24 protein-coding genes and 2 pseudogenes are annotated in these 25,353 nt (G+C 53.2%); 23 read left to right on the top strand and 3 right to left on the bottom strand.

Annotated features, from left to right (window positions below):
- The first annotated feature begins 9 nt into the window (after nt 1-9).
- The 16 genes and pseudogenes from tsaE (at nt 10) to ACQ86O_RS02935 (ending at nt 19,861) form a co-directional block, all read left to right on the top strand.
- Nucleotides 10-480: a tRNA (adenosine(37)-N6)-threonylcarbamoyltransferase complex ATPase subunit type 1 TsaE gene (gene tsaE / locus ACQ86O_RS03010; protein ID WP_431224077.1), complete on the top strand. Its 471-nt coding sequence runs from the start codon at nt 10-12 to the stop codon at nt 478-480.
- A gap of 7 nt (nt 481-487) precedes the next feature.
- The gene (gene amiB / locus ACQ86O_RS03005; RefSeq protein WP_431224076.1) at nt 488-2,194 is read left to right on the top strand and encodes an N-acetylmuramoyl-L-alanine amidase AmiB; all 1,707 of its coding nucleotides are present in this window, start codon (nt 488-490) and stop codon (nt 2,192-2,194) included.
- A gap of 22 nt (nt 2,195-2,216) precedes the next feature.
- Entirely contained in the window at nt 2,217-4,088 is a 1,872-nt protein-coding gene (gene mutL, locus ACQ86O_RS03000) for a DNA mismatch repair endonuclease MutL (protein ID WP_431224075.1), read from the top strand.
- A pseudogene (gene miaA, locus ACQ86O_RS02995) lies at nt 4,081-5,021 on the top strand (tRNA (adenosine(37)-N6)-dimethylallyltransferase MiaA). The gene mutL and the pseudogene miaA overlap by 8 nt, the downstream one beginning before the upstream one ends.
- A gap of 114 nt (nt 5,022-5,135) precedes the next feature.
- Nucleotides 5,136-5,444: an RNA chaperone Hfq gene (gene hfq, locus ACQ86O_RS02990; protein WP_431224074.1), complete on the top strand. Its 309-nt coding sequence runs from the start codon at nt 5,136-5,138 to the stop codon at nt 5,442-5,444.
- Nucleotides 5,445-5,541: 97 nt separating this feature from the next.
- Entirely contained in the window at nt 5,542-6,822 is a 1,281-nt protein-coding gene (gene hflX, locus ACQ86O_RS02985; RefSeq protein ID WP_431224073.1) for a ribosome rescue GTPase HflX, read from the top strand.
- Nucleotides 6,823-6,913: 91 nt separating this feature from the next.
- The gene (gene hflK, locus ACQ86O_RS02980) at nt 6,914-8,179 is read left to right on the top strand and encodes an FtsH protease activity modulator HflK (protein ID WP_431224072.1); all 1,266 of its coding nucleotides are present in this window, start codon (nt 6,914-6,916) and stop codon (nt 8,177-8,179) included.
- Nucleotides 8,180-8,182: 3 nt separating this feature from the next.
- A complete protein-coding gene (gene hflC / locus ACQ86O_RS02975; RefSeq protein WP_431224071.1) occupies nt 8,183-9,193 on the top strand; it encodes a protease modulator HflC in 1,011 nt (336 codons plus the stop codon).
- Between the two features lie 104 nt (nt 9,194-9,297).
- Nucleotides 9,298-9,498: a DUF2065 domain-containing protein gene (locus tag ACQ86O_RS02970; protein ID WP_431224070.1), complete on the top strand. Its 201-nt coding sequence runs from the start codon at nt 9,298-9,300 to the stop codon at nt 9,496-9,498.
- Nucleotides 9,499-9,594: 96 nt separating this feature from the next.
- On the top strand, nt 9,595-10,893 hold the full coding sequence (locus ACQ86O_RS02965) for an adenylosuccinate synthase (protein ID WP_431224069.1): 1,299 nt from the start codon (nt 9,595-9,597) through the stop codon (nt 10,891-10,893).
- A gap of 281 nt (nt 10,894-11,174) precedes the next feature.
- The gene (nsrR, locus tag ACQ86O_RS02960; protein WP_431224068.1) at nt 11,175-11,600 is read left to right on the top strand and encodes a nitric oxide-sensing transcriptional repressor NsrR; all 426 of its coding nucleotides are present in this window, start codon (nt 11,175-11,177) and stop codon (nt 11,598-11,600) included.
- Nucleotides 11,601-11,659: 59 nt separating this feature from the next.
- The gene (gene rnr, locus ACQ86O_RS02955) at nt 11,660-14,146 is read left to right on the top strand and encodes a ribonuclease R (protein WP_431224067.1); all 2,487 of its coding nucleotides are present in this window, start codon (nt 11,660-11,662) and stop codon (nt 14,144-14,146) included.
- Nucleotides 14,147-14,205: 59 nt separating this feature from the next.
- A complete protein-coding gene (gene rlmB, locus ACQ86O_RS02950) occupies nt 14,206-14,937 on the top strand; it encodes a 23S rRNA (guanosine(2251)-2'-O)-methyltransferase RlmB (protein WP_431224066.1) in 732 nt (243 codons plus the stop codon).
- Between the two features lie 128 nt (nt 14,938-15,065).
- Nucleotides 15,066-16,693: pseudogene (locus ACQ86O_RS02945) on the top strand (isovaleryl-CoA dehydrogenase).
- A 574-nt stretch (nt 16,694-17,267) separates the two neighbouring features.
- Nucleotides 17,268-18,095: a filamentous hemagglutinin N-terminal domain-containing protein gene (locus ACQ86O_RS02940; RefSeq protein WP_431224065.1), complete on the top strand. Its 828-nt coding sequence runs from the start codon at nt 17,268-17,270 to the stop codon at nt 18,093-18,095.
- The gene (locus tag ACQ86O_RS02935; RefSeq protein WP_431224064.1) at nt 18,092-19,861 is read left to right on the top strand and encodes a hypothetical protein; all 1,770 of its coding nucleotides are present in this window, start codon (nt 18,092-18,094) and stop codon (nt 19,859-19,861) included. Before ACQ86O_RS02940 ends, ACQ86O_RS02935 begins: the two co-directional genes overlap by 4 nt.
- Nucleotides 19,862-19,921: 60 nt before the next feature.
- On the opposite strand, the gene bsmA is transcribed toward ACQ86O_RS02935, so the two are convergent.
- Complete coding sequence (gene bsmA, locus ACQ86O_RS02930) at nt 19,922-20,230, bottom strand: biofilm peroxide resistance protein BsmA (protein ID WP_431225634.1); 309 nt, start codon at nt 20,228-20,230, stop codon at nt 19,922-19,924.
- Between the two features lie 130 nt (nt 20,231-20,360).
- Between bsmA and yjfP the strand changes: the two genes are divergently transcribed.
- On the top strand, nt 20,361-21,113 hold the full coding sequence (gene yjfP, locus ACQ86O_RS02925) for an esterase (protein WP_431224063.1): 753 nt from the start codon (nt 20,361-20,363) through the stop codon (nt 21,111-21,113).
- Nucleotides 21,114-21,140: 27 nt separating this feature from the next.
- Here yjfP and ACQ86O_RS02920 read toward each other — a convergent pair whose 3' ends face one another.
- The gene (locus ACQ86O_RS02920) at nt 21,141-21,407 is read right to left on the bottom strand and encodes a DUF1471 domain-containing protein (protein WP_431224062.1); all 267 of its coding nucleotides are present in this window, start codon (nt 21,405-21,407) and stop codon (nt 21,141-21,143) included.
- Between the two features lie 435 nt (nt 21,408-21,842).
- Here ACQ86O_RS02920 and rpsF point away from each other — a divergent pair, with 435 nt between their 5' ends.
- From rpsF to ACQ86O_RS02895, 5 genes are all read left to right on the top strand, one after another.
- Nucleotides 21,843-22,241 carry a 30S ribosomal protein S6 gene (rpsF, locus tag ACQ86O_RS02915; protein ID WP_004933634.1) on the top strand — a complete coding sequence of 133 codons (399 nt, stop codon included), beginning with the start codon at nt 21,843-21,845 and terminating at the stop codon, nt 22,239-22,241.
- Between the two features lie 8 nt (nt 22,242-22,249).
- Nucleotides 22,250-22,567, top strand: a complete 318-nt coding sequence (gene priB, locus ACQ86O_RS02910; RefSeq protein ID WP_076943052.1) for a primosomal replication protein N — start codon at nt 22,250-22,252, stop codon at nt 22,565-22,567.
- 4 nt (nt 22,568-22,571) lie between these two features.
- Nucleotides 22,572-22,799: a 30S ribosomal protein S18 gene (gene rpsR, locus ACQ86O_RS02905; RefSeq protein WP_000135199.1), complete on the top strand. Its 228-nt coding sequence runs from the start codon at nt 22,572-22,574 to the stop codon at nt 22,797-22,799.
- A gap of 39 nt (nt 22,800-22,838) precedes the next feature.
- Nucleotides 22,839-23,291 (top strand): 50S ribosomal protein L9, encoded by a 453-nt coding sequence (gene rplI / locus ACQ86O_RS02900; protein ID WP_431224061.1) that lies wholly within the window; start codon nt 22,839-22,841, stop codon nt 23,289-23,291.
- Between the two features lie 109 nt (nt 23,292-23,400).
- Entirely contained in the window at nt 23,401-23,760 is a 360-nt protein-coding gene (locus ACQ86O_RS02895; RefSeq protein WP_431224060.1) for a DUF488 domain-containing protein, read from the top strand.
- Here ACQ86O_RS02895 and ACQ86O_RS02890 read toward each other — a convergent pair.
- Nucleotides 23,757-24,431, bottom strand: a complete 675-nt coding sequence (locus tag ACQ86O_RS02890; protein ID WP_431224059.1) for an OapA family protein — start codon at nt 24,429-24,431, stop codon at nt 23,757-23,759. The genes ACQ86O_RS02895 and ACQ86O_RS02890 overlap by 4 nt on opposite strands.
- A gap of 268 nt (nt 24,432-24,699) precedes the next feature.
- On the opposite strand from ACQ86O_RS02890, the gene ACQ86O_RS02885 reads away from it, so the two are divergent.
- The gene (locus ACQ86O_RS02885; protein ID WP_431224058.1) at nt 24,700-25,320 is read left to right on the top strand and encodes a peptidylprolyl isomerase; all 621 of its coding nucleotides are present in this window, start codon (nt 24,700-24,702) and stop codon (nt 25,318-25,320) included.
- Nucleotides 25,321-25,353 lie beyond the last annotated feature (33 nt).

Below are 25,353 nucleotides of genomic sequence, written 5' to 3'. Positions count from 1 at the left end.
CATTATCGAATGAAAGAACTCGTTTTACCTCTGCCGGATGAGGCAGCGACAATCGCATTAGGCGCCGCTTTGGCCAAGGCCTGTGATCGTGCCAGCGTGATTTATCTTTATGGCGATCTAGGCGCCGGTAAAACCACCTTCAGCCGGGGTTTTCTACAATCGTTGGGCCATCAGGGCAATGTGAAAAGCCCCACTTATACGTTAGTGGAGCCTTATGCGTTGCAGCCCCTGGCGGTATATCACTTTGACTTATACCGGTTAGCCGATCCGGAAGAACTCGAGTTTATGGGGATCCGCGACTATTTTGCGCAGGACGCCATTTGCCTGGTGGAGTGGCCGCAGCAGGGAACCGGTGTGCTCCCTGAACCCGATCTGGAGCTGCATCTCAGCTACCATGACGAGGGCCGACAGGCGAAAATCCAGGCGGTTTCACCCTATGGTGCGCAGCTTCTAGATCAAATTCACGGGCAACAGGGATAAGGCAGCAATGATGTATGGATTAAGAAAATTTGCTGTTATTGCCTTGATTGCGCTATTGGGGCCAATGGGGGCGTGGGCGGCATCGTCCCTGTCCGATATTAAAGTGACCAATGCCCAGCGTGAGGCTACGGTGTCGGTGAGCTTCAATGGCCCTCCGGCGTATGCGTTCTCCTCTTTGCACGGGCCGGAGCGCGTAATTCTGGACGTGAACCAAAGCGGCAAAGTGGGTGGCCTGCCGTTGAATTTCAGCGGCCAGAATCTGGTAAAAAGCATTCGCTCCAGCAAGCCGAAGGATGCTCAGAGCGTGCGGCTGGTGTTTGATCTGACTCAACGAGCGAAGACCCGTGCGGTAACGCGTCAGGATGGCAATATTTACACCGTGGTATTCACCATTACCTCCGAAGGGGGCACACATACCAACACCGTGCGCAAAGCGCCAGCTCCGGTCGTTAGCGAGCCGGTACGTAAAGCGCCAGCAACGCCGAGTGGGTCTAATCCATTTACCAATAAACCGGTGGCAGTATCCGGTACGGCAACGGCCGTGACACCACGCAGCAGCCGCGTTTCCGCCGGTTCTGGTGATCGCGTGGTTGTGGCTATCGATGCGGGACATGGCGGGCAGGATCCTGGTGCTATCGGGCCCAACGGGCTGCAAGAGAAAACCGTGACCATTGCTATCGCCCATCGTCTGCGGGCATTGCTGGATGCCGATCCCATGTTCAAACCGGTGATGACACGTAACGGTGATTACTTTATCTCGGTTATGGGGCGTTCTGATGTGGCGCGTAAGCAGGGGGCCAACGTGTTGGTTTCCATCCATGCAGATGCGGCGCCGAACCGCAGTGCCAACGGGGCTTCGGTCTGGGTTCTGTCCAATCGCCGTGCCAACAGCGAAATGGCGGGTTGGCTGGAACAGCACGAGAAACAATCCGAATTACTGGGTGGTGCTGGCGATCTGCTGGCTAACAGCCAGGCTGACCCTTATCTTAGCCAGGCGGTGCTTGACCTGCAGTTTGGTCATTCGCAACGCGTCGGTTACGACGTCGCCGTGAAGGTTTTGCAACAGTTACAGAGAGTAGGATCATTACACAAACGCCGTCCGGAACACGCCAGCCTGGGAGTGCTGCGTTCACCGGATATTCCATCTCTGTTGGTGGAAACCGGGTTTATCAGTAATAGCACGGAGGAGCGACTGCTGGGCAGTAGCGCATATCAGGATAAAATTGCACAGGCGATCCACAACGGCCTGCGCAGTTATTTCCTGGCGCATCCGCTACAAGCCGACCCAAAGGTGGAAAACCGCCCGCTGGAGGTCGCAGCGGCGGTTAACTCGACAACACAAGACCTGAGGCAACCTGAGCCGGTTACCGACCGGAACACGCAGATCCACGTGGTGAAGCGAGCAGAGACGCTCTCCGGCATTGCCGACAGCTACGGCACCAGCATGACGGTGCTGCGTAACCTGAACAAGTTGAAAAAAGATGGCGTCTGGGTCGGTCAGCGGCTGAAGGTACCCGCTGGGAAAACAGCAGCGACACCGGTTCAGGCCAAGGCAAAAAGCGCCAGGCCGACCAGACATAAAGTCACGCGTGGTGATACGCTGTCGTCTATCGCGGTACGTTATGGCGTAAGCGTTAGCGAACTTAAACGGGTTAACAAACTAAAGTCGGATGTCGCGCCGCTGGATCGGACGCTGACTATTCCACAGGCTTGATGTCAAAAACAGAGGGATCCGTATGCCTATCCAGGTTTTACCGCCACAGCTAGCCAACCAGATTGCCGCCGGAGAAGTGGTCGAACGGCCTGCGTCGGTAGTGAAGGAACTGGTAGAGAACAGCCTGGATGCCGGGGCAACCCGTATCGATATTGATATCGAGCGTGGCGGTGCCAAACTGATCCGCATTCGTGATAACGGCTGCGGGATTGGTAAAGCGGATCTGGCCTTGGCATTGGCCCGCCACGCCACCAGTAAAATAAGTACGCTTGACGATCTGGAAGCGATTATCAGCCTGGGGTTTCGTGGCGAAGCGTTGGCCAGTATCAGTTCGGTATCACGTCTGATGTTAACCTCTCGCACAACAGAACAGAGTGAAGCCTGGCAGGCTTATGCGGAAGGGCGGGATCAGGACGTCACCGTCAAACCTGCTGCACACCCGGTGGGTTGTACGGTGGAAGTACTGGATCTGTTTTACAACACGCCTGCACGGCGCAAATTTATGCGCACGGAAAAAACCGAATTTGGCCATATCGATGAAGTGGTCCGGCGCATTGCGCTGGCACGCTTCGATGTGGCAATCAATCTGAGTCACAATGGCAAACTGATCCGCCAGTACCGCGCAGCTAAAGAAGAAAGCCAGCATGAGCGGCGCCTGGCCAGCATCTGTGGCCCGGCTTTCTTGCAGCATTCGCTGGCGGTTTCCTGGCAGCATGGCGATCTCGGCATCCGTGGCTGGGTGGCCGATCCGCAAGGAACTGCTCAGCTAGGCGAAATGCAGTATTGCTACGTTAATAGCCGGATGATGCGGGATCGTCTGATCAATCATGCCATTCGCCAGGCTTATCAGGATCAGTTAAAAGGCGATCAGCAGCCTGCCTATGTTCTGTATCTGGAAGTCGATCCGCACCAGGTGGATGTCAATGTCCATCCTGCCAAGCATGAAGTGCGTTTTCATCAGGCCCGGTTGGTGCATGATTTTATCTACCAGGCGGTCACGACGGTTCTGCAGCAGGCCGCAAATGCGCCCCTGCCGTTGGCAGAAGAAAGCACTACGCCTGAAACTCCCGCCTGGCAACCGGAAAACCGCATTGCCGCTGGTGGCAACCACTTTTCGCAGCCTGCTCCGCAACGTGAGCGGCAACCTGCAGCACCAACTTTGGCCCGCGAGCATGCGCAGCCAGCCTATCAGGCGGGTTCTGGTTATCAAAAGCGTGAAGGTGAGCTGTATGGCCGCCTGTTGCAGGCCACGCCTGTAGCAGAGGAACCCGTGGAAACGGCAAAACCGCCACTATTCCCACCGGTCAATGCGTTGCAGGAAACTCCGTTGTCCGGTAACCAGCATAGCTTTGGCCGGGTGCTGATGATTTATCCCCCCAGTTTTGCGTTGGTCGAACAGCGCCAGCAGTTGGCATTACTCAATCTGACCATTGCTGAACGTTGGCTGCGGCAGGCACAACTATGCCCACCGGAAGAAGGGCTACGTTCACAGCCGTTGCTGATCCCGATAAAGCTGACGTTGAATAAAAATGAAGCAGCTGCCTGCGTGCAGCATCAGGCTCTGCTGGTAAAAATGGGCCTGGAACTGCAATCAGATCGCGGGCGTGTGACGTTGCGCGCAGTTCCTTTACCATTACGCCAACAAAATTTACAAAAGTTGATACCCGAGCTGTTAGGCTATCTGGCCGAACACCAGGAGATGTCGCCAACGGTGCTTTCCATCTGGATCGCCAGCCAATTAGGCAGCGAGCATGAGCAGTGGAACAGCTCGCAAGCGATACAATTGTTGACAGACGTTGAACGACTTTGCCCGCAGTTGGTCAAATCCCCTCCTAGCGCTCTTTTACAACCCGTTGATTTACAGGCCGCACTGGCGGCGCTTAAGCATGACTGAAATTGAAATGAACTCTCGTCCTCCGGCCATTTTTCTCATGGGGCCAACGGCCTCCGGTAAGACCGCGCTGGCTATGGCACTGCGTGAACGCTTGCCGGTGGAGCTGATCAGTGTAGATTCTGCATTGATCTATCGCGGTATGGATATCGGTACTGCCAAACCGACGGCAGAAGAGTTGGCCCAGGCACCACACCGGCTGATTGATATCCGCGATCCCGCAGAATCCTACTCGGCGGCAGATTTCCGCGCCGATGCGTTGCAGGAGATGCGTGATATCACTGCTGCTGGGCGAATCCCGCTGCTGGTGGGGGGAACAATGCTTTATTTCAAAGCATTGCTGGAAGGTTTATCGCCATTACCCTCTGCCGATCCAGCGGTACGAGAGCAGATTGAACAGCAGGCAGCGGAGCTGGGTTGGGAGGCTTTGCACCGCCAACTGCAACAGATTGACCCGGTTGCGGCACTACGTATTCATCCGAATGATCCGCAGAGACTCTCCAGAGCACTGGAAGTTTTTTTATTTCGGGTAAAACTTTAACGGAACTGACTAAAATTTCGGGTGAATCGTTACCGTATCATGTTCACCAATTTGCGATTGCGCCGGTTGGCCGGGAGTTGTTACATCAACGTATCGAGCTGCGGTTCAATCAGATGTTGGCGGCAGGTTTTGAAGCGGAAGCGCGTGCACTTTTTGCACGGGGTGATTTGCACACGGATTTGCCTTCCATTCGCTGCGTCGGTTATCGCCAGATGTGGTCATATTTTTCTGGCGAAATTAGTTACGATGAGATGGTTTTTCGCGGTATTTGCGCAACACGTCAGTTGGCCAAACGTCAAATGACCTGGTTACGGGGTTGGGAGTCGGTTCATTGGTTGGACAGTGAAAAGCCGGGAGAGGCTTTAGACTCAGTGATACAGGTTGTTAGTGCATAGGTTGAGTGATTGTGTACAATTGATGAGTATTCAGCGCGCAAATTTTTTAGGTCGTTTATTTTAGAGCCAACAGGTTCTTAGTTACAAACAACAAACAAATAAGGAAAAGATAGAATGGCTAAGGGGCAATCTTTGCAAGATCCGTTCCTGAACGCATTGCGTCGTGAACGTGTTCCGGTTTCTATTTATTTGGTGAATGGTATTAAGCTGCAAGGCCAGATTGAGTCTTTTGACCAGTTTGTCATCCTGTTGAAGAACACGGTGAGCCAGATGGTTTATAAGCACGCTATCTCTACCGTTGTCCCGTCACGCCCGGTATCGCACCACAGTAACACCCCGAGCGGCGGCACCAGTAATTATCACCATGGTAGCAACCCGTCTGCGGCGCAACAGCCGCAGCAGGAAAGCGATGACGCTGAATAAAGCGCGTTGCGAGTCAACCATGACGGGGAGCATAAGCAGCCAAATGCTGTTTATGTTCCCCAAACTCGCGGTTTTTTCCGTTTGAGAGGTTGCACGCTTGTTTGACCGTTATGAAGCCGGTGAGCAGGCCGTACTGGTTCATATCTATTTCTCGCAAGACAAAGATACAGAAGATCTCAGTGAGTTCGAATCGCTGGTGTCCTCTGCGGGCGTCGAAGCTTTGCAAGTGGTTACTGGTAGCCGCAAAGCGCCGCACCCCAAATACTTTGTAGGCGAAGGAAAGGCCGAAGAAATTGCAGATGCGGTGAAAGCCAGTGGCGCGTCTGTTGTCCTGTTTGATCATTCCCTTTCCCCAGCGCAGGAGAGAAACCTCGAGCGCCTGTGTGAATGCCGCGTGATCGATCGCACCGGGTTGATTTTAGACATCTTTGCCCAGCGTGCCCGTACCCATGAAGGTAAGCTGCAGGTAGAACTGGCGCAGTTGCGTCACATTGCCACTCGCCTGGTTCGTGGCTGGACGCACCTAGAGCGTCAGAAAGGGGGCATAGGCCTGCGCGGGCCAGGGGAAACCCAGTTGGAAACCGACCGCCGTCTGTTACGCGATCGCATCAGCCTGATTCTGCGCCGCCTTGAGCGGGTAGAGAAGCAGCGTGAGCAAGGCCGCCGAGCGCGGACCCGTGCCGATGTACCGACGGTTTCGCTGGTTGGCTACACCAACGCCGGTAAATCAACCCTGTTTAACCGAATTACGTCTGCCGATGTGTATGCGGCGGACCAACTATTTGCCACCCTGGATCCCACCCTGCGGCGTATTGACGTGGCGGACGTTGGCGATACCGTGTTGGCGGATACCGTAGGTTTTATCCGGCACTTGCCGCATGATCTTGTTGCCGCTTTTAAAGCGACGCTGCAGGAGACGCGCCAGGCCTCTCTGTTGTTACATGTGATCGACGCTGCGGATCCTCGGGTGGATGAGAACATTGAAGCGGTGAATACCGTGCTGGCAGAGATTGAGTCAGATGAAATCCCTACACTGTTAGTAATGAACAAAATAGATATGCTGGATGACTTTGTCCCGCGTATCGATCGCAACGATGAAAATTTACCGATCCGAGTGTGGCTGTCCGCCGCCAGCGGTGAAGGTATTCCGTTGCTATTTCAGGCGTTGACGGAGCGCTTATCGGGGGAGATCGCGCAGTATGAATTGCGCTTACCGCCACAGGCAGGCCGTCTTCGTAGCCGTTTTTACCAGCTTCAGGCAATCGAAAAAGAATGGAATGAAGAGGACGGCAGCATCGGCGTGGTCGTGCGTATGCCGATCGTGGAGTGGCGTCGCCTCTGCAAGCAGGAACAGGATCTGATTAACTTTATCGTATGATCATATACTGTTACATTTGAGTGCTCGCTGATAGCCGAATGGGCTAAGCGTTAGCCTGAAGTACCCAATCACAGAATAATGGAGCTAAAACATGGCGTGGAATCAGCCCGGTAATAACGGACAGGACCGCGACCCGTGGGGGAGCAGCAATAATAATGGCGGCAACTCTGGCGGTAACAATAAAGGCGGTCGCGATCAAGGGCCACCGGATTTGGACGATATCTTCCGTAAACTGAGCAAGAAATTGAGCAGTTTAGGCGGGGGCAAAGGCTCCAACAGTAATAACAGCGGTGGCACCGGTTCAAGCGGGCCGAACTTAAGTGGCAAAGTCATCGGTATCGCTGCGGTTGCGGTGGTGGTGGTCTGGGCCGCAAGCGGCTTCTATACCATCAAGGAAGCCGAGCGTGGTGTAGTTACTCGCTTCGGTAAATTCAGCCATCTGGTGCAGCCAGGTTTGAACTGGAAACCGACGTTTATCGATCAGGTGCGTCCGGTCAACGTGGAGTCTGTACGTGAACTGGCAGCGTCCGGTGTCATGCTGACCTCCGACGAGAACGTGGTACGCGTTGAAATGAACGTGCAGTACCGTGTCTCTGATCCTGAAGCCTATCTGTTTAGCGTGACCGATCCTAACGATAGCCTGAGACAGGCGACAGACAGCGCATTGCGTGGTGTTATTGGTAAATACACCATGGACAAGATCCTGACTGAAGGCCGTACCATCGTCCGTAGCGACACTCAGCGTGTACTGGAAGAAACCATTCGTCCGTACAAAATGGGTATCACCCTGCTGGACGTCAACTTCCAGGCTGCACGTCCGCCGGAAGAGGTGAAAGCCGCGTTTGATGATGCGATTGCCGCACGTGAGAACGAGCAACAATCTATTCGTGAAGCGGAAGCCTACGCCAACGAAGTTCAGCCACGTGCAAACGGGGCTGCGCAGCGTTTGCTGGAAGATGCTCGAGCCTATCAGGCCAAGACCGTTCTGGAAGCTCAGGGTGAGGTGGCGCGTTTTGCCAAGCTGCTGCCAGAGTACAAATCCGCACCGGAAATTACCCGTGAGCGTCTGTACATCGAAACCATGGAGAAAGTCCTGAGCCATACCCGTAAGGTGCTGGTGAATGACAAGGGCAATAATAATCTGATGGTATTACCACTGGATCAAATGTTGCGTGGCCAGGCCGGTAAAGCGGTGAGCGAAGGCAGTAAAGACTCCAGCCTGATTCGTCTCAACCCTGCCCAGTCTTCTAGCAACTCGTCGGATGCGAGTACCAACAGCTCCAGCGGCAGTTCAGTCATGGACCAACGCCGGGCAAACACGCAGCGTAGCGACAACACTCGCGTAGGGAGAGAATAACCAATGCGTAAGTCTTTTTTAGTTATCGTCGCTGTAGTGCTGGTAGCCCTTTATGCCTCATTGTTTGTGGTACAGGAAGGCGAGCGTGGCATTGTGCTGCGTTTCGGCAAAGTACTGCGTGACAGCGAAAACAAACCGTTGGTGTATGCGCCGGGTCTGCATTTCAAGATCCCATTCATTGAAACAGTGAAAATGCTGGATGCCCGTATCCAGACCATGGATAACCAGGCCGATCGCTTCGTAACCAGCGAGAAGAAAGACCTGATCGTCGACTCTTACCTGAAATGGCGTATCAGTGATTTCAGCCGCTACTACCTGGCAACCGGTGGTGGTGATGTTTCTCAGGCAGAAGTACTGCTGAAACGTAAGTTCAGTGACCGTCTGCGTTCCGAGATCGGTCGTCTGGATGTTCGCGATATCGTCACCGACTCCCGTGGTCGCCTGATGTCAGACGTGCGTGATGCCCTGAACACCGGTACCGTTGGTGAGGGTGAAGAAGTGGCCACTACCGAAGCTGATGATGCTATCGCTTCAGCTGCAGCCCGTGTTGAGCGTGAAACCACTGGCAAACAGCCACAGGTTAACCCGAACAGCATGGCGGCGCTGGGTATTGAGGTTGTTGACGTGCGTATCAAGCAGATCAACCTGCCAGCCGAAGTGTCTGATGCCATCTTCCAGCGTATGCGTGCAGAACGTGAAGCGGTAGCCCGTCGTCACCGTTCGCAAGGCCAGGAAGAAGCGGAGAAGCTGCGTGCAACTGCGGACTACGAAGTGACCCGTACGCTCGCAGAAGCTGAGCGTCAGGCGCGTATCACTCGTGGTGCGGGTGATGCCGAAGCCGCTAAGCTGTTTGCCAATGCGTTTAGCCAGGATCCGGATTTCTATGCGTTCATCCGTAGCCTGCGTGCTTATGAAACCAGCTTCGCTCCGGGTAATCAGGACGTGTTGGTGTTGAGCCCGGACAGTGATTTCTTCCGTTATATGAAGTCGCCGGAACCTACGCGTAACCGATAATGCCAGAGCAATGGCAATACCCAATAGCTTTCAGGCTGTAGCCTGAAAGAGTTAGGGTAGACCAGGGCCCGTTTAATACGGGCCCTTTCTTTTTTGGGGGATAAATGAACTCAACGATCTGGTTGGCTCTCGGGCTGGTTTTGGTGCTTGAGGGGCTGGGGCCAATGCTGTTTCCGCAGGCCTGGCGCAAAATGATCCTGGCGATGACGCAGTTGCCGGATTCAACCTTACGGCGTTTTGGCGGCGGAATAGTGGTTGCGGGCTGTGTTATCTACTACATGTTGCGTAGCCAAACGGGGGTTTAAAGCTTAGTCGAAAAAGTAGGCAAACGTGTGCTAAAAGTGCTGAAACTCGTGAATTACGGTGGTAGAATCCATTTTTAAGCAACCGGTGATTTTAAAATGGGTAAGAACGTCGTCGTACTGGGCACCCAATGGGGTGACGAAGGTAAGGGTAAGGTCGTAGACCTGCTGACTGAACGGGCTCAATATGTTGTGCGCTACCAAGGTGGCCATAACGCTGGTCATACTCTGGTTATCAACGGTGAAAAAACCGTTCTTCATTTAATTCCTTCAGGTATCTTGCGTGAAAACGTGACCAGCATCATCGGCAACGGTGTGGTTCTGGCGCCAGACGCATTGATGAAAGAAATGGGTGAACTCGAAGCGCGCGGTATCCCGGTACGCGAACGTCTGTTACTTTCCGAAGCCTGCCCCCTGATCCTGCCTTATCATGTTGCATTGGATAACGCGCGTGAGAAAGCGCGTGGCGCTAAAGCGATCGGCACCACTGGCCGTGGTATCGGTCCTGCTTATGAAGATAAAGTTGCCCGTCGTGGTCTGCGTGTGGGCGATCTGTTCGATAAAGAAACCTTCGCCGTCAAGCTGAAAGACATCATCGATTACCATAACTTCCAGTTGGTTAACTACTACAAAGTTGAAGCCGTCGATTACCAGACGACGCTCGACTATGTGCTGTCTATCGCTGATATCCTGACTGCGATGGTAGTAGACGTTTCCGAACTGCTGGATGGCGCACGTAAGCGTGGCGATCTGATCATGTTCGAAGGCGCGCAAGGTACCCTGTTGGATATCGATCACGGTACCTATCCGTACGTGACCTCTTCCAATACCACCGCTGGTGGCGTGGCGACAGGCTCAGGCATTGGCCCTCGCTATGTAGACTATGTTTTGGGTATCGTTAAAGCTTACTCTACCCGCGTAGGTGCCGGCCCGTTCCCTACCGAACTGTTCGATGAAACTGGCGAATTCCTGTGCAAGCAGGGTAACGAGTTTGGTGCCACCACTGGCCGCCGCCGCCGTACCGGCTGGCTGGACGCGGTAGCGGTGCGCCGTGCCGTTCAGATCAACTCCCTGTCTGGCTTCTGCTTGACCAAGCTGGACGTCCTGGACGGTCTGAAAGAAGTGAAAATCTGTGTGGGTTACCGCATGCCGGATGGCCGCGAAATGACCACTACGCCGCTGGCAGCAGAAGGTTGGGAAGGTATCGAGCCAATCTACGAGACCTTGCCGGGCTGGAGCGAAACTACTTTTGGTGTGAAAGAGCACAGCAAACTGCCGCAGGCAGCGTTGAGCTACATCAAGCGTATCGAAGAACTGACCGGCGTACCGGTAGATATTATCTCTACTGGCCCGGATCGTAGCGAAACCATGATCTTGCGCGATCCGTTCGACGCATAATCTGCCGCTACGGCCTTCAAATAAACCGGGCGTTGTCCCGGTTTATTTGCCTCACTTATTCTCCCCGATCGCGCTTTTACGTCAAAAAATCCTTTTATTATCCCGGTTAAGAGCCTTCTCTGCGCTAAATAATTAGCTGCGAGCTCTCCGGCTGGTTTATTATCCAATGAGACATCTATACCTTATGCATTTCAGGTTATGGCCTGAAAGGTGACGCAGGTATAAAGAACTTCGCCGAGAATCGGCATATAAGACGGGTAAGCTGATACCCAGGGGTAGACGTGCAGTTAACAAGTTTTACTGATTATGGCCTGAGGGCATTGATCTACATGGCATCATTGCCAGCGGACAAAATGACCAGCATCTCTGAAGTTACGGAGGTGTACGGCGTTTCCCGTAACCATATGGTAAAAATTATCAATCAGTTAAGCCGTGAAGGCTTTGTCACCGCCGTGCGGGGCAAAAACGGCGGCATACGCCTGGGTAAACCGGCCGAGAGTATTCGCCTTGGCGACGTGGTGCGGGCCCTGGAACCTCTTTCGCTGGTTAACTGCAGCAGCGAGTTTTGCCATATAACTCCGGCCTGCCGCCTGAAACTGGTGCTTCAGAAGGCCGTACAAAATTTCCTTGAGGAGCTGGATAGCCATACTTTGGCCGAAATGGTCGATAGCAATCCACCGCTCTACAAGCTTTTGCTTGTCGAATAAAGCGTTACTGAGAAGACAAGGCTCAGCGACACCCTGCTGATGACAACGGAGGAACCTCAATGTCACAAGATCCATTCCTGGAACGAGAAGCAGAAAAATATGAATCCCCAATTCCTAGCCGCGAATTTATCCTGGCCCATTTGGCGAAACGTGAAACGCCTGCCAGCCGCGAAGAGTTGGGCAATGAACTGAATTTATCCGGTGAAGAACAACTGGAAGCCCTGCGCCGTCGTCTGCGTGCGATGGAGCGTGATGGTCAATTGGTATTTACCCGCCGCCAATGTTACGCCTTGCCGGAACGCCTTGATCTGCTGCGCGGCACGGTGATCGGCCATCGCGATGGCTATGGTTTCCTGCGTGTTGATGGCCGTAAAGACGATCTCTATCTTTCTGCCGAACAGATGAAAATGGCCATCCACGGCGATGTGGTTCTGGCACAGCCATTGGGCGAGGATCGCAAAGGTCGCCGTGAAGCCCGTATCGTGCGCGTGTTGGTGCCAAAAAACAGCCAGATTGTTGGCCGTTACTTCACCGATGCTGGTACGGGTTTTGTGGTGCCGGATGACAGCCGCCTGAGTTTCGATATTCTGATCCCGGCGGACTCCGTCAGTGGCGCACGCATGGGCTATATGGTGGTCGTCGAACTGACCCAGCGCCCGACGCGTCGTACCAAAGCTGTCGGCAAGATTGTGGAAGTTCTGGGTGATAAAATGGGCACCAGCATGGCGGTAGATATTGCGCTGCGTACCCACGAAATCCCGCATACCTGGCCACCTCAGGTGGAAAAACAGGTTGCCGATCTCAGCGAGCAAGTGCCAGAGGCGGCCAAAAAAGGGCGTGTCGATCTGCGCAGTTTGCCGCTGGTTACCATTGACGGTGAAGATGCCCGCGATTTCGATGATGCCGTATATTGCGAGAAAAAACGGGGTGGTGGCTGGCGTCTGTGGGTGGCGATTGCCGATGTCAGTTATTACGTGCGTCCGCGCACCGCGCTGGATGATGAGGCTCGCAGCCGTGGCACTTCCGTTTATTTCCCGTCGGAAGTGGTCCCGATGCTGCCGGAAGTGCTCTCCAACGGCCTGTGCTCGCTTAATCCTCAGGTAGACCGCCTGTGTATGGTGTGTGAGATGACTATCTCCGCACAGGGTCGCCTGTCTTCATATAAGTTCTATGAAGCGGTAATGAGCTCTCATGCGCGCTTAACCTACACCAAAGTCTGGCACATTCTACAGGGCGACCAGGATCTGCGTGAGCAGTACCATCCGTTGGTCAAACACCTGCAGGAATTGCACACCATGTATAAAGTGCTGGATCAGGCGCGTGCGGAGCGTGGGGGGATTGCCTTCGAGACTGAAGAGGCCAAGTTTATCTTCAACGCCGAACGCCGTATTGAGCGTGTGGAACCAACGGTACGTAATGACGCACACAAGCTGATCGAAGAATGCATGATCATGGCGAACGTTGCCGCTGCGCGTTTCGTTGAGAAGAGTAATGAGCCTGCGCTGTTCCGCGTGCACGATCGTCCAAGCGACGATCACATTTCGGCGTTGCGCAGCGTCTTGAATGAATTGGGGCTGACCCTGGCTGGTGGTATGAAGCCGCAGCCGAAAGATTACGCCACCCTGATGGATGAGGTGTCCGAGCGCCCGGATCGTGAAATGCTGCAAACCATGTTGTTGCGCTCAATGAAACAGGCGATCTACGATCCGGAAAACCGGGGTCACTTTGGCCTGGCGTTGGCTTCTTATGGTCACTTTACCTCGCCAATCCGTCGTTATCCGGACTTGGCGTTGCACCGTGCCATCAAATATCTGATAGCCAAAGAGCAAGGCCAGGTGAAAGAGCGTTGGACGCCAACCGGCGGTTGGCACAGCGAATTTGAAGAGATGCTGCAACTGGGGGCGCACTGCTCCATGACCGAGCGCCGTGCTGATGAAGCCACGCGTAACGTGGCGGACTGGCTGAAGTGTGACTTCATGCAGGATCACGTTGGTGAAGTGTTCAGCGGGATTATTGCCAGCGTCACCGGCTTTGGCTTCTTTGTGCGCCTCAACGATCTGTTTATCGATGGTTTGGTGCACGTATCCTCGCTGGATAACGATTACTACCGCTACGATAATATCGGCCAACGCCTGATCGGTGAATCTTCCGGCATGGTTTATCGCCTGGGTGATACGGTGGAAATCCGTGTGGATGCGGTGCATATGGACGAGCGCAAGATCGACTTTGCCCTGGTCTCCAGTACCCGTAAGCCGCGTGGTGAAGGTAAAACAGAACGCGATCGCGCCAAGAGCGGTGGCCAGCGTACGTTGCGCGATGGTGCCGGGGCTGGCCGTGGTCAGGCCCAGCGCAAACGTCGTGGTGGTAAACCACCGGCTAACTTTGAACCAGACAGCGCCTTTCGCAAAGAAGGGACCAAGCCTGCAGACAAGGTGAAAAAGGACAAAAAGGCGAAGACCAAGAGCGCGTCTGATAAAACCAAGAAGATAGCAGCGGCGACCAAAGCCAAGCGCGGCAGCAAGAAGAAAGGTGCAGAGCAGGGTTAACCTGCCGCACGTTATTATCACCGGCCGGGCACCCCCGGCCGCACAGTTAAAAGAGCATCATGAGCGAAATTATTTACGGCATTCACGCTGTCAAAGCCCTGTTAGACCGCGATCCGCAACGCTTCCTGGAAGTGTTTATCCTCAAGGGGCGTGACGATCGCCGCCTGCAGCCCTTGATTGCCGAGCTGGAAGCAACCGGTATTGTTATCCAGGTGGCTAACCGCCAGTGGCTGGACGATAAGGTGGAGGGGGCCGTCCATCAAGGCATTATTGCCCGGGTACGTGAAGGGCGTCAGTATCAGGAAAACGATCTGCCGAGCCTGCTGGAAAGCGTCGATACCCCATTCCTGCTGGTGCTGGATGGGGTTACCGATCCCCACAATCTCGGGGCTTGCCTACGCAGTGCCGATGCGGCCGGTGTGCATGCGGTGATCGTCCCACGCGATCGCTCTGCCCAATTGAATGCGACGGCGAAGAAAGTGGCCTGTGGTGCGGCAGAAAATGTGCCGTTGATCCGCGTTACCAACCTGGCGCGCACCCTGCGTTTGCTGCAGGAGATGAACGTGTGGGTCGTAGGTACGGCAGGTGAAGCAGACCATACGCTGTATCAAAGCAAAATGACCGGGCCGATGGCGCTGGTGATGGGGGCTGAAGGCGAGGGAATGCGGCGTCTGACCCGTGAACATTGCGATGAACTGATCAGCATCCCAATGGCGGGTACCGTTTCTTCGCTTAACGTTTCGGTGGCTACCGGCATCTGTCTGTTCGAAGCGGTGCGCCAGCGTAGTTGATCATTCCTGACGAGGGCGGGGATCTCCGCCCTTATCCTCCCCAATCTTCCATCTTGTGATCTCATCTCCGGCAGAAATCCCCTTAATGACCATAATTACTTCTGAAGCGTTAATCAGGGAGCAAGCTTATGGTCTGGAATACGCATACCGTTTTTAACCAACCCAAGCCGCTGGGTAACAGCAATCTGTTTCTTTCCGATACACCATTGCGTGAAGCCGTGCAGCGCGAGCATGCGGGTTGGGATGCTGACGTCCTGGCGTCGCTGGGGCAACAGTTGGGAACGCAGGAGTCCTTGGAATTAGGGCGATTGGCCAACGTCAACCCGCCGGAATTGCTGCGCTACGATGCAACCGGGCAACGCCTGGACGACGTGCGCTTCCATCCTGCCTGGCACATTCTGATGCAGGGCCTGGTGGCTAATCGGGTGCATAACTTACCTTGGCAGGAAGATGCCCGTATTGGTTCCCAGGTCGCCCGCGCCGCTCGCTTTGTATTGCATGCTCAGGTGGAGGCTGGAACGCTTTGCCCAATCACCATGACGTTTGGTGCCATTCCGCTGTTACAGCGTGCGCTGCCTAAAGAGTTTCAACCTTGGTTGGCTCCGCTGTTTTCCGATCGTTATGATCCCCATCTGCTGCCTGCCTCGCAAAAGCGGGGGTTGCTGATTGGTATGGGAATGACGGAAAAACAAGGTGGTTCAGATGTTCTCAGTAATACCACGACCGCGATGCCACTTGCTGGGCGTGGCAATGGTGAGGCGTATCGTCTGGTGGGCCATAAATGGTTCTTTTCGGTGCCGCAAAGTGATGCTCATCTGGTATTGGCGCAAACCGAAGGGGGCTCTCATGTTTCTTCCTGCCGCGGATCCTGCCTGATGGCACGCGTAATGCTATCCGTCTGGAGCGGCTTAAAGACAAACTGGGTAACCGCTCCAATGCCAGCAGTGAGGTCGAGTTTCAAGATGCCACCGCCTGGCTATTGGGCGACGAGGGTGATGGCGTCAGACAAATCCTTCAAATGGGGGGCAGAACGCGGTTTGACTGTGCATTGGGTAGTCATGGGTTGATGCGCCGAGGCTTGTCTGTTGCGTTATTCCATGCCTTGCAGCGGCAGGTGTTTGGCAAAACGCTCATCGAACAACCGTTGATGCGCCAGGTGTTGGCACGAATGGCGCTAAGGCTCGAGGGCCATACCGCCTTGCTGTTTCGCCTGGCTCGGGCCTGGGAAAACCGGGGGAATGAAGGTGAAACTATTTATAACCGTTTGCTGACGCCGGCGGCGAAATACAGCATTTGCCGTCAGGGTGCGCCGTTTATTGCAGAGGCGATGGAGGTGTTGGGGGGCATTGGTTATTGCGAAGAGAGTGAGTTACCCCGGCTTTATCGCGAAGTCCCGGTTAACAGTATTTGGGAAGGCTCGGGCAACATTATGAGCCTGGATGTGATGCGCAGCCTGCATAAGCTGCCGGGCGCGCTGGAGTTGTTACAATTGGAGCTGTCGTCGGTTCGTGGGCAAAGTCGGTTATTCGATCGCGCCTGGCGGCAATGGCAGCAGCAGATACGTCAGCCGCGTGAGGAAATGGGGCGGCAACTGACCCAGCAGTTATTTGATTTGTGCTGTGCCGCTCAGTTGCTGCAGCATGGTAGCCCGCTTTTGGGTGAAGCCTGGTGTCGTTTAACGCTGGATCATCGTGGAGAGACGATGCTACCCGAGGGAGTGTGTGACACTTTGCTCAACCGGGCAATTGGGATCTGAACCCCGAGCGTAGTGCTGCATCGCCATATTAGCGGCCTGTCTGGTCTTGGCGATGCAGTACCGGTTTGACTGAGGTTTATTCCCTAAGATAATACATTTGGTGCTTTATTTTTTTGATTGGCCATTTTTTCTGAATTTAATAATAGGAATAACTTGGCACTTATCTTTTTTCTATAAATAATTTAAATAGATCCTTTGGCTCTTTGGCGGAAGATTCTCATTTATTTAGCGGACGTTACCTGTTTTTGTGTTTGACTAGGTAATTGTCTGAGTCACGCGGTTTTTATATGCTATCTTTTTCCTGTTTTAATGAGTATATACCCGATGAATTTCAAGTTGGCCGCTCAAGCGCATCCATGAGCTCAACTCACTCATCCCCCGGAGCTCACTTAAGTCAGTGTCTGGAGTGTGTGAATGCAGGTAACAACGTTGCAGCTTGAAAAGCGATGGGTATAGAGGCACCAACCTTGGCAGTCAAGGCGTGTCTATTATTCGTTAAGATAACCTATTTTTCTGTCAAAGCCTGTTCTGGTTAATGGGCAGGTTTTCCTATTATGTAAAAGGAATTAACTGAATGGCATCTACCAAACACTTCCCCAAGCCTTCCTTATTGTTGTCAGGTAATGGAAAGAATAATTTCTCTCTGAGAGCCCGTCTTTCACCTTTGTACTTTGCCGGTCTGTTGGCCTCAGGCTTTGTGTCCGTGGCTAATGCGGCCATCGTTGCTGATGCCGGGCAGGCTTCTCGTCCTTCTATTAGCGTAGGGCAGAATGGTGCAACTATCGTTGATATTAACGCCGCAGGTAATGGCGGTGTATCACATAATATTTTTAATAAGTTCGATGTAGATAAAAACGGTGTGGTATTAAATAACAGCGTCGCAGGTGCCAATAGTCAACTAGCCGGGAATATTGCCGGTAACGTTAATTTAAACGGTGGTGCGGCTTCGGTTATTTTAAATGAGGTCAATTCTAATAACGCCAGTGTTCTTAATGGGATGGTTGAAGTCGGCGGGCAGCAGGCACAGGTTGTTATTGCCAACCCTGCGGGTATCGCCTGTAGCGGTTGTGGCTTTATCAATGCCAGTCGAGTGACGCTGACTACCGGCCAGGCAGAGTTCTCTGAGGGCAATCTGCAAGGTTACAGGGTGGAGAAAGGTTCGATTATTATTAATGGCGAAGGGATGAAAGGGGAGGATGCAAATTATACCGACCTGATTGCCCGTTATGTGAATGTCAGTTCAGAACTCAAAGCGAAAGACCTGAGGGTTATTGTTGGCCGTAATACTGTGAGTGCCGACACCAGTGAAGTCACTGCACTCAAAATGACGGGCAGTGGTGGCGTTAATGTCGGTCTGGATGTTGCGGCCCTGGGGGGATGTATGCCGGGAAGATCACCTTGATCAGCACTGAAAATGGTGTGGGTGTACGCAATAGCGGCACCATCGGTGCTTCGACCTCCGATCTGGTGATGGACATCAACGGCGTATTGAATAACGGTGCCGGTTCCCTGCGAGCCGCACGTAATATCGGTATAAAGACCACAGATTCTGTAGATAACACGCTGGGGCAGATCAGTTCAGGCAGCGGTATCACCATTGATACCAACAAGAAGCTGTTCACTAACACCAGCGGTAAATTGGCCACCAACGGTTCTGTGAATATTAACAGTGGCCAGATGAACAATACCAATGGCCTGGTCCAGGCTGGCCTGCTGGTCAATGTGGATACCAATGGCCAAACTTTGACTAACACCGGCCGTGATCGCGGTGCCGGTATCTACAGTGGTTTGGGAATAACGCTGAAGACTGGTCAATTGAACAACAATAATGGTCTGATCACCACCAGTGGCAAATCCACCATTACCAGTGGTGCACTGGATAACCGCAATGGGCAGATCTATGCATTTGGCTCTGCTCTATCCGACCTGTCGATGACGGTAGCCGGAACCCTTGATAACCGTGGCGGCGAAATGGCAGCTCAGCGTAATTTGAACCTGTCTACCACCGGCACGTTGAACAATAGCGCTAACGGTAAAATGAGCGCAGGCAGTGCTTTCACATTGGCAACCAACAAGACCACGCTTAATAACAGCAGCGGTTTGATTGAAGCCGGTACGGTTCTTGATATCAACAGCGGAGAGTTGAACAACGCCCAGGGTATCTTGCAATCAGCCAAAACGTTGGCTGTGGATACCAATGGCCGAACGCTGATTAACAATGGCCGCGAAAATGGCAAAGGGATCTTCAGTGGCACCAGTACCACGCTGACTACCGGGCAATTAACCAATAACGGTGGCCAGATCTCCTCCAAGGGTAATATCAATCTCTATAACACCAATGCGATGTATAACCGTGATGGCCGTATAGAAGGCGATGGCAAAATGATCCTGCAATCCAACAGCCTGGATAACAATACCGGTGGGATCACCATGGGCAGGGGAAGTGAAGTTCGCGTCAATACCATCAACAACAACCGTGGGGTGATTGCCAGCAAAGGCGCCACCGATGTTTATGCCAAGACACTCAATAATAATGCGGGTGTAGTTGGTGGGCAGACAGTGCATGTAGAGGCAGTCACGCTGCAAAACGATGCGGGTCTGATCTACGCAGAGAGCTCTGCAGATGTTCAGGCGACGACTATCTATAACCGCAATAGCGCGAAGTTTGGCAGCGAAATGGGGCAGTACATTGAAATGGCTGACGAAGAGGGCGGCATTGTCAGCAAGGGTAACCTGAGTGTCTCCTCCGATCGCTTATACAACAATGATGGTCTGGTTGCCTCGACCAGCGGCAATGTGAAAATGGAACACAATTCTGTGGATAATACTCGCGGTATTATCTCTGCGGTAAAAGATCTGTCTCTGTCTACGGGTTCCCTGAATAACAGCAAAGGCATTATCGCAGCCAAAGGTGCTAATACCCTTGGCATTAATTCGTCCTTTACCAATGCGGGGACTATCAGCGGTACCGAAGGGTTGAATGTTAGCGTCTATGGGGATTTAACCAATAGCGGCAATTTATCGTCTGATGGGGTGACCAGCATCAACAGCCAACATTTCAACAACCAGCGTGGCGCAGTGACCACTGGCCTGGAAGGTGTGAAGCTGAATCTGACCGGTAAATATACCAATAACGGCACGGTAAATGGCCCGGTAACTAAAGAGTAACAACGGAAAGAACACTCCACGGGTGCTCGTTCGGGCACCCGCTTTCGCTTCGGTTACAAGCTAGCGGTAAAGAATTGCCTGAGAATACCATTGGCCTGGCACAATGGTTTCGCTGTTCATGATTATCATGTAATAGCGAGCACCGCTGGCATTGGCTTTACGCTGGATTTCATCTTCGACATTCATCGGGCTGCCACGTACCAACGCGCTGATTGTCGCCATCTTTTCCAGCCCGAAGGTTTGTGCGCGGGTGATTTCCTGCGCCTGGTTGGTCGGTGGCGGCGGTGGTTTGGGAGTAGTGTTAAATACGCTACAGCCTGATAGCAGGCCAATCAGCAATAGGGTTATCACCGAACGGGAAAGTTTCATCGCCAGTCTCACGTCGTCCATTCTGATAGTCAGTGTAACGCAATCATTTGGCATATAGTGGAACCGATTGAGCTAATACCTGAGGCCGATTTTTGCCATTATAAGAAGGATTAGCCAAAGGGGAGAGTCAATGATCGAAATCCATGATGAGCGGGTAGGCGAGATTGCGGTGATTCATGCGGTACCTGCCGGGCACTATGAGAAGCCTTTACCGACGGTGTTTTTCTACCATGGTTACACCTCGTCAAAAGAGGTGTATGCCTATTTCGCCTATGCTCTGGCAAAGGCCGGTTTCCGTGCCGTGTTGCCAGACTGTGAGATGCATGGCGAGCGTTTTGATGGTGATGAAGCGCGAAGGTTGGCGCACTTCTGGGAAATTTTGCAGCGTAATGTCGATGAATTGCCCGCACTCAAGGCGCACTTTGAACAACGTGGATTAACCGCGGAGGGGCGAGTGGGGGTGGCAGGGGCTTCCATGGGGGGGATGACGACGCTGAGCGCTTTTAGCCGTTATTCCTGGGTGAAAGCGGCTGCCAGCCTGATGGGATCTGGCTATTTAACCTCGCTGGCGCAGACGTTGTATCCGCCATTGGATGCTCAGGGCAAATTGCTGGATAATATCGCCTTTGCGGAGCGGATTGCGCCTTTGGCCGCCTACTGTGTAGAGCCGCATTGGGAAAGTCTGGCCGGGCGGCCATTGCTGTTGTGGCATGGTGAAACCGATGATGTAGTCCCAGCGGCAGAAAGTGAGCGATTGGCCAATGAATTGCAGCGACGAGGGTTAAGCCAGCATCTGACTTATATCACCGAGCCTGATGTCCGGCACCGTATCACGCCTGGAGCATTAGCCGCCACGGCCGCCTTTTTCCAGCGTTGGCTATAAAAGGTGGCGCGTGGCCAGGCATTTTGGTTAACGGTACAGTTCAGCGCTGACGTGGATCGATGCTGCGCTGCCCGGCTCATGCAGAGTAATAATGTGGTAGGCAGTGGCGCCACGCTGTTCAGCGATCTGGTTTATTTGCGAAATAGCATCATCAGGTGAAACCACATTCTGATCCAGGGTGACAAACCCGATGCTTTGGCGTTGATCCGCCTGATGTGAGGTGATTTCCGTAGCGGCCATGGCATTAGCGGAAAGGAGTAACGCGAAAGCGGTAGCGATGGTGATACGTTTCATAAGTTCCTCTCTTAACTTTTGCTGCAACGGTAAGCAGCAAAAGTTATTTATCAGTATTGAATAACTTCGATTCTTTTTCGCAGCTTTATCTGCGGTGTATTGCTTAATTTTAGACCTTGTTATGGGATTAAATAGAGGGAGGTTTTGATGGAGTTATTCAAAAAAATGATAATGATTTGCGCCTGTCTGATGATTTTATTGAAAGATTTTTTATACTAATGGATCTGCATACATCGCTTTACCCAGCGGCAAATCGTGCTATTTACCGTGGCTGCCCGCACAAACATCAATAAATCCTACACAGTCCTTGAGTTTCCCCCTTGCGCCAGTATGATTACGCGTCATTTTTCAGCCGCACACACATACACGTTCCTTGCTTCCATGGGCCGCGGTTGACCCTGACAGGAGGCTGAATAATCCGTAAGGAGCAATTCGATGCGTCATTACGAAATCGTTTTTATGGTCCATCCTGACCAAAGCGAACAGGTTCCGGGCATGATCGAGCGTTACAGTGCTACCATCACTAACGCACAAGGTCAGATCCACCGTCTGGAAGACTGGGGCCGCCGTCAACTGGCTTACCCGATCAATAAACTGCACAAAGCTCACTACGTTCTGCTGAACGTTGAAGCTCCGCAGGAAGCGATCGATGAGCTGGAAACTAACTTCCGCTTCAACGACGCCGTTATCCGTAGCATGGTTATGCGCGTTAAGCACGCGGTAACCGAAGCATCTCCGATGGTTAAAGCGAAAGACGAACGTCGTGGCGATCGCCGCGAAGACTTCGCTAACGAAACCGCAGATGATGCAGATGCTGGGGATTCTGAAGAGTAATTGCCGCCGTGACCGCTAATCGTCTGGTGTTGTCTGGCACTGTGTGCAAGACCCCCGTGCGAAAAGTGAGTCCTTCCGGGATACCCCACTGCCAATTCGTGCTTGAGCACCGATCGGCGCAGGTGGAAGCCGGATTCAGCAGACAAGCATGGTGCCGAATGCCCGTGGTTGTCAGCGGACAACAGTCACAAGCTTTAACTCAAAGATTAACGGTCGGCAGTCAGGTAACCGTTCAAGGCTTCGTTAGCTGCCATCAAGGGCGCAACGGGCTGAACAAATTGGTCCTGCATGCCGAGCAGATTGAATTGATAGATTCTGGAGACTAGCCTAATGGCACGTTATTTCCGTCGTCGCAAGTTCTGCCGTTTCACCGCGGAAGGCGTTCAAGAGATTGACTATAAAGACATCGCTACGCTGAAAAACTACATCACTGAAAGTGGTAAAATTGTCCCGAGCCGTATCACCGGTACTCGTGCAAAATATCAGCGCCAGCTGGCCCGTGCTATCAAGCGCGCGCGCTACCTGTCTTTGTTGCCGTACACTGATCGTCATCAGTAATCGGCCACTGTCCATTAACGACTTTGAGAGGATAAGGTAATGCAAGTTATTCTGCTTGATAAAGTAGCAAACCTGGGCAGCCTGGGTGATCAAGTTAACGTTAAATCGGGTTATGCCCGTAATTTCCTGGTACCACAGGGCAAAGCTGTTCCTGCTACCAAGAAAAACGTAGAGTTCTTCGAAGCACGCCGTGCTGAACTGGAAGCCAAACTGGCTGACGTTCTGGCTGCTGCTGAAGCTCGCGCAACTAAGATCAACGAACTGGGTTCAGTGACTATCGCGTCTAAATCAGGCGACGAAGGTAAACTGTTCGGCTCTATCGGCACCCGCGACATCGCTGACGCAGTGACTGCGGCAGGCGTTGAAGTTGCCAAGAGCGAAGTTCGTCTGCCGAATGGCGTTCTGCGTACCACTGGTGAGCACGAAGTGCACTTCCAGGTACACAGCGACGTGTTCGCACAGCTGAATGTAGTTGTGGTTGCAGAAGCTTAATCGCTCCTGCCAGCCAAGTTAAAACGCCAGCCTCGTGCTGGCGTTTTGCTTTTCAGCGTTAGGCAAAACGCGCTACTCTGTGGCTATCTGTTGGCAAGGAGCAGCGAAAATGGCAGAAATCAATCTACAACGAGTCTACGATTTCAGCGCCCCGGCACCGGAGCACTGTTATTTGATTGACCGGCTATGGCCACGGGGTGTCAGTAAAGAAAGGCTGCAGGGCGTGGTGTGGTTGAAAGAAGTGGCTCCGGATACGGCTTTGCGCCAGTGGTTTCACCAGCACACCGAACGGTGGGATGAATTTGAATTGCGCTATCGCCAGCAACTGGCCAGTAATGACGCCTGGCAGCCGCTGGTGGCATTGTTGCAGCAGGGTAAGCCGTTGACTCTGCTATATGGTAGCAAGGACACACAGCACAACCAGGGGGTTGTACTGCGCGATTTTTTGCTGACTCAGGCTAAAGGCTAGCGGATACGCAGATAGCTGCCATCGGCCTGGCGGCGGAACAGAGCTTCGCTATTGTCCGCAGAGGTGACGGAGAGGGCGGTGATCACGCCGTTGGCATTACGCTCGATACGTACCTCCTGCCCGGCTTTAAGGTTACTGAGCGGCTTATCTCTACCTTCAACTTGCGCCATGGCAAACACTTCATTAACCGGCAGATTGTTGTCGCGGAACAGTTGCGCCAGCGTTTGACCTGCCTGGATCTGATAGCTCTGCCAATTGCCGCTTTCCGGCTGCTGTTGCTGTTGGCCATCATTTTGCAATTGGGCCTGCAAAGGTATGCTGTTCTCCTGAGCGGTGACCGGGAACGAGCGTGATGCGCTATTGTCAGAGTACGGCCAAAGCAGAGAAAGCAGTAAGATAGCACCAAAAATGATCACCCAACGGCGGTGAAAATAAGGCAGAGGCTCCATCCAGTGGAAGCTGTCTGGCAGGTGCCATATCTTCAGCAGTAAAGCTTTGAGCTCATGCCCTTTGCCGTTTTGCTGCGGTGGTTGCAAATCCGGTTCCTCGGTTGTCTCCGGCACTTCCGGTGCCTGGCCGAGTTTCAGACGCTGGCTCAGGTTTAACCAGATGCGCAGCAGCGGCTGATAGACTCGGGTGGTTTTCCTTCTCCTGGGCGCGATTCTGCCCATGGTGACCTCTCTTCAACTGCGTAAAATTGCCACGGTACAAACAGGGTATGAAAAAGTGTAACGCCAACCCCGTATACTTGTCGTCTTTCAAGCTGCAGCGCTATTGACTGCATTTCTCCATTCCGGGGAATGGTATCAAGCGTTAACAGAAGGTTATTGTTTCTTTTTCTACGACAAAAGTCATCATTCTCCACACAAGATTTTACCCGGCTTTCCAGCGCTGCTATGCTGCGCTTTCGACTTTTATACAGACTAAAGGAAAACCCCCATGACAACCCCTTCTTTTGACAGCGTTGAAGCGCAAGCAAGTTACGGGATTGGTTTACAGGTCGGCCAGCAACTGCAAGAGTCCGGCCTGGAAGGTTTACAACCAGAAGCTCTGCTGGCTGGCCTGCGTGACGCACTGGAAGGGAATGCCCCGGCGGTTCCGGTAGATGTGGTACATCGCGCACTGCGTGAAATCCACGAACGTGCCGATGCCGTGCGTCTTGAGCGCCAGAAGGCGATGGCCGTAGAGGGCCAGAAGTTCCTGGAAGACAACGCTAAGCGTGATGAAGTGTCGCTGACCGAGTCTGGTCTGCAGTTCTCCGTTCTGGAGCAGGGCAATGGCCCAATCCCATCCCGCCAGGATCGTGTGCGTGTGCATTACACTGGCCGCCTGATCAACGGTGATGTATTCGACAGCTCCGTTGAACGTGGCCAACCGGCAGAATTCCCGGTGAGCGGTGTGATCCCAGGTTGGATCGAAGCGCTGACGCTGATGCCGGTAGGATCCAAATGGCAGTTGTATATCCCACACAACCTGGCCTATGGCGAGCGTGGTGCGGGTGCCTCGATCCCTCCGTTCAGCGCGTTGATCTTTGAAGTTGAGCTGTTAGACATTCTGTAATCTGTTATAGCATTGCAGCAAGGGCGCCTTAAC

It is taken from the genome of Serratia sp. L9 (genome assembly GCF_050632285.1).
Classification (GTDB): Bacteria; Pseudomonadota; Gammaproteobacteria; order Enterobacterales; family Enterobacteriaceae; genus Chania.
This window is presented reverse-complemented; position numbering and strand designations above follow the sequence as displayed.

Coding starts and splice junctions, on each gene's coding strand:
- mutL (WP_431224075.1), top strand. CDS start 2,217: ATGCCTATCCAGGTTTTACCGCCACAGCTAGCCAACCAGATTGCCGCC.
- rplI (WP_431224061.1), top strand. CDS start 22,839: ATGCAAGTTATTCTGCTTGATAAAGTAGCAAACCTGGGCAGCCTGGGT.
- ACQ86O_RS02890 (WP_431224059.1), bottom strand. CDS start 24,431: ATGGGCAGAATCGCGCCCAGGAGAAGGAAAACCACCCGAGTCTATCAG.
- rnr (WP_431224067.1), top strand. CDS start 11,660: ATGTCACAAGATCCATTCCTGGAACGAGAAGCAGAAAAATATGAATCC.
- rpsR (WP_000135199.1), top strand. CDS start 22,572: ATGGCACGTTATTTCCGTCGTCGCAAGTTCTGCCGTTTCACCGCGGAA.
- amiB (WP_431224076.1), top strand. CDS start 488: ATGATGTATGGATTAAGAAAATTTGCTGTTATTGCCTTGATTGCGCTA.
- ACQ86O_RS02895 (WP_431224060.1), top strand. CDS start 23,401: ATGGCAGAAATCAATCTACAACGAGTCTACGATTTCAGCGCCCCGGCA.
- ACQ86O_RS02920 (WP_431224062.1), bottom strand. CDS start 21,407: ATGAAACGTATCACCATCGCTACCGCTTTCGCGTTACTCCTTTCCGCT.
- rpsF (WP_004933634.1), top strand. CDS start 21,843: ATGCGTCATTACGAAATCGTTTTTATGGTCCATCCTGACCAAAGCGAA.
- ACQ86O_RS02940 (WP_431224065.1), top strand. CDS start 17,268: ATGGCATCTACCAAACACTTCCCCAAGCCTTCCTTATTGTTGTCAGGT.
- hflC (WP_431224071.1), top strand. CDS start 8,183: ATGCGTAAGTCTTTTTTAGTTATCGTCGCTGTAGTGCTGGTAGCCCTT.
- bsmA (WP_431225634.1), bottom strand. CDS start 20,230: ATGAAACTTTCCCGTTCGGTGATAACCCTATTGCTGATTGGCCTGCTA.
- tsaE (WP_431224077.1), top strand. CDS start 10: ATGAAAGAACTCGTTTTACCTCTGCCGGATGAGGCAGCGACAATCGCA.
- ACQ86O_RS02970 (WP_431224070.1), top strand. CDS start 9,298: ATGAACTCAACGATCTGGTTGGCTCTCGGGCTGGTTTTGGTGCTTGAG.
- rlmB (WP_431224066.1), top strand. CDS start 14,206: ATGAGCGAAATTATTTACGGCATTCACGCTGTCAAAGCCCTGTTAGAC.
- ACQ86O_RS02965 (WP_431224069.1), top strand. CDS start 9,595: ATGGGTAAGAACGTCGTCGTACTGGGCACCCAATGGGGTGACGAAGGT.
- ACQ86O_RS02885 (WP_431224058.1), top strand. CDS start 24,700: ATGACAACCCCTTCTTTTGACAGCGTTGAAGCGCAAGCAAGTTACGGG.
- hfq (WP_431224074.1), top strand. CDS start 5,136: ATGGCTAAGGGGCAATCTTTGCAAGATCCGTTCCTGAACGCATTGCGT.
- yjfP (WP_431224063.1), top strand. CDS start 20,361: ATGATCGAAATCCATGATGAGCGGGTAGGCGAGATTGCGGTGATTCAT.
- hflK (WP_431224072.1), top strand. CDS start 6,914: ATGGCGTGGAATCAGCCCGGTAATAACGGACAGGACCGCGACCCGTGG.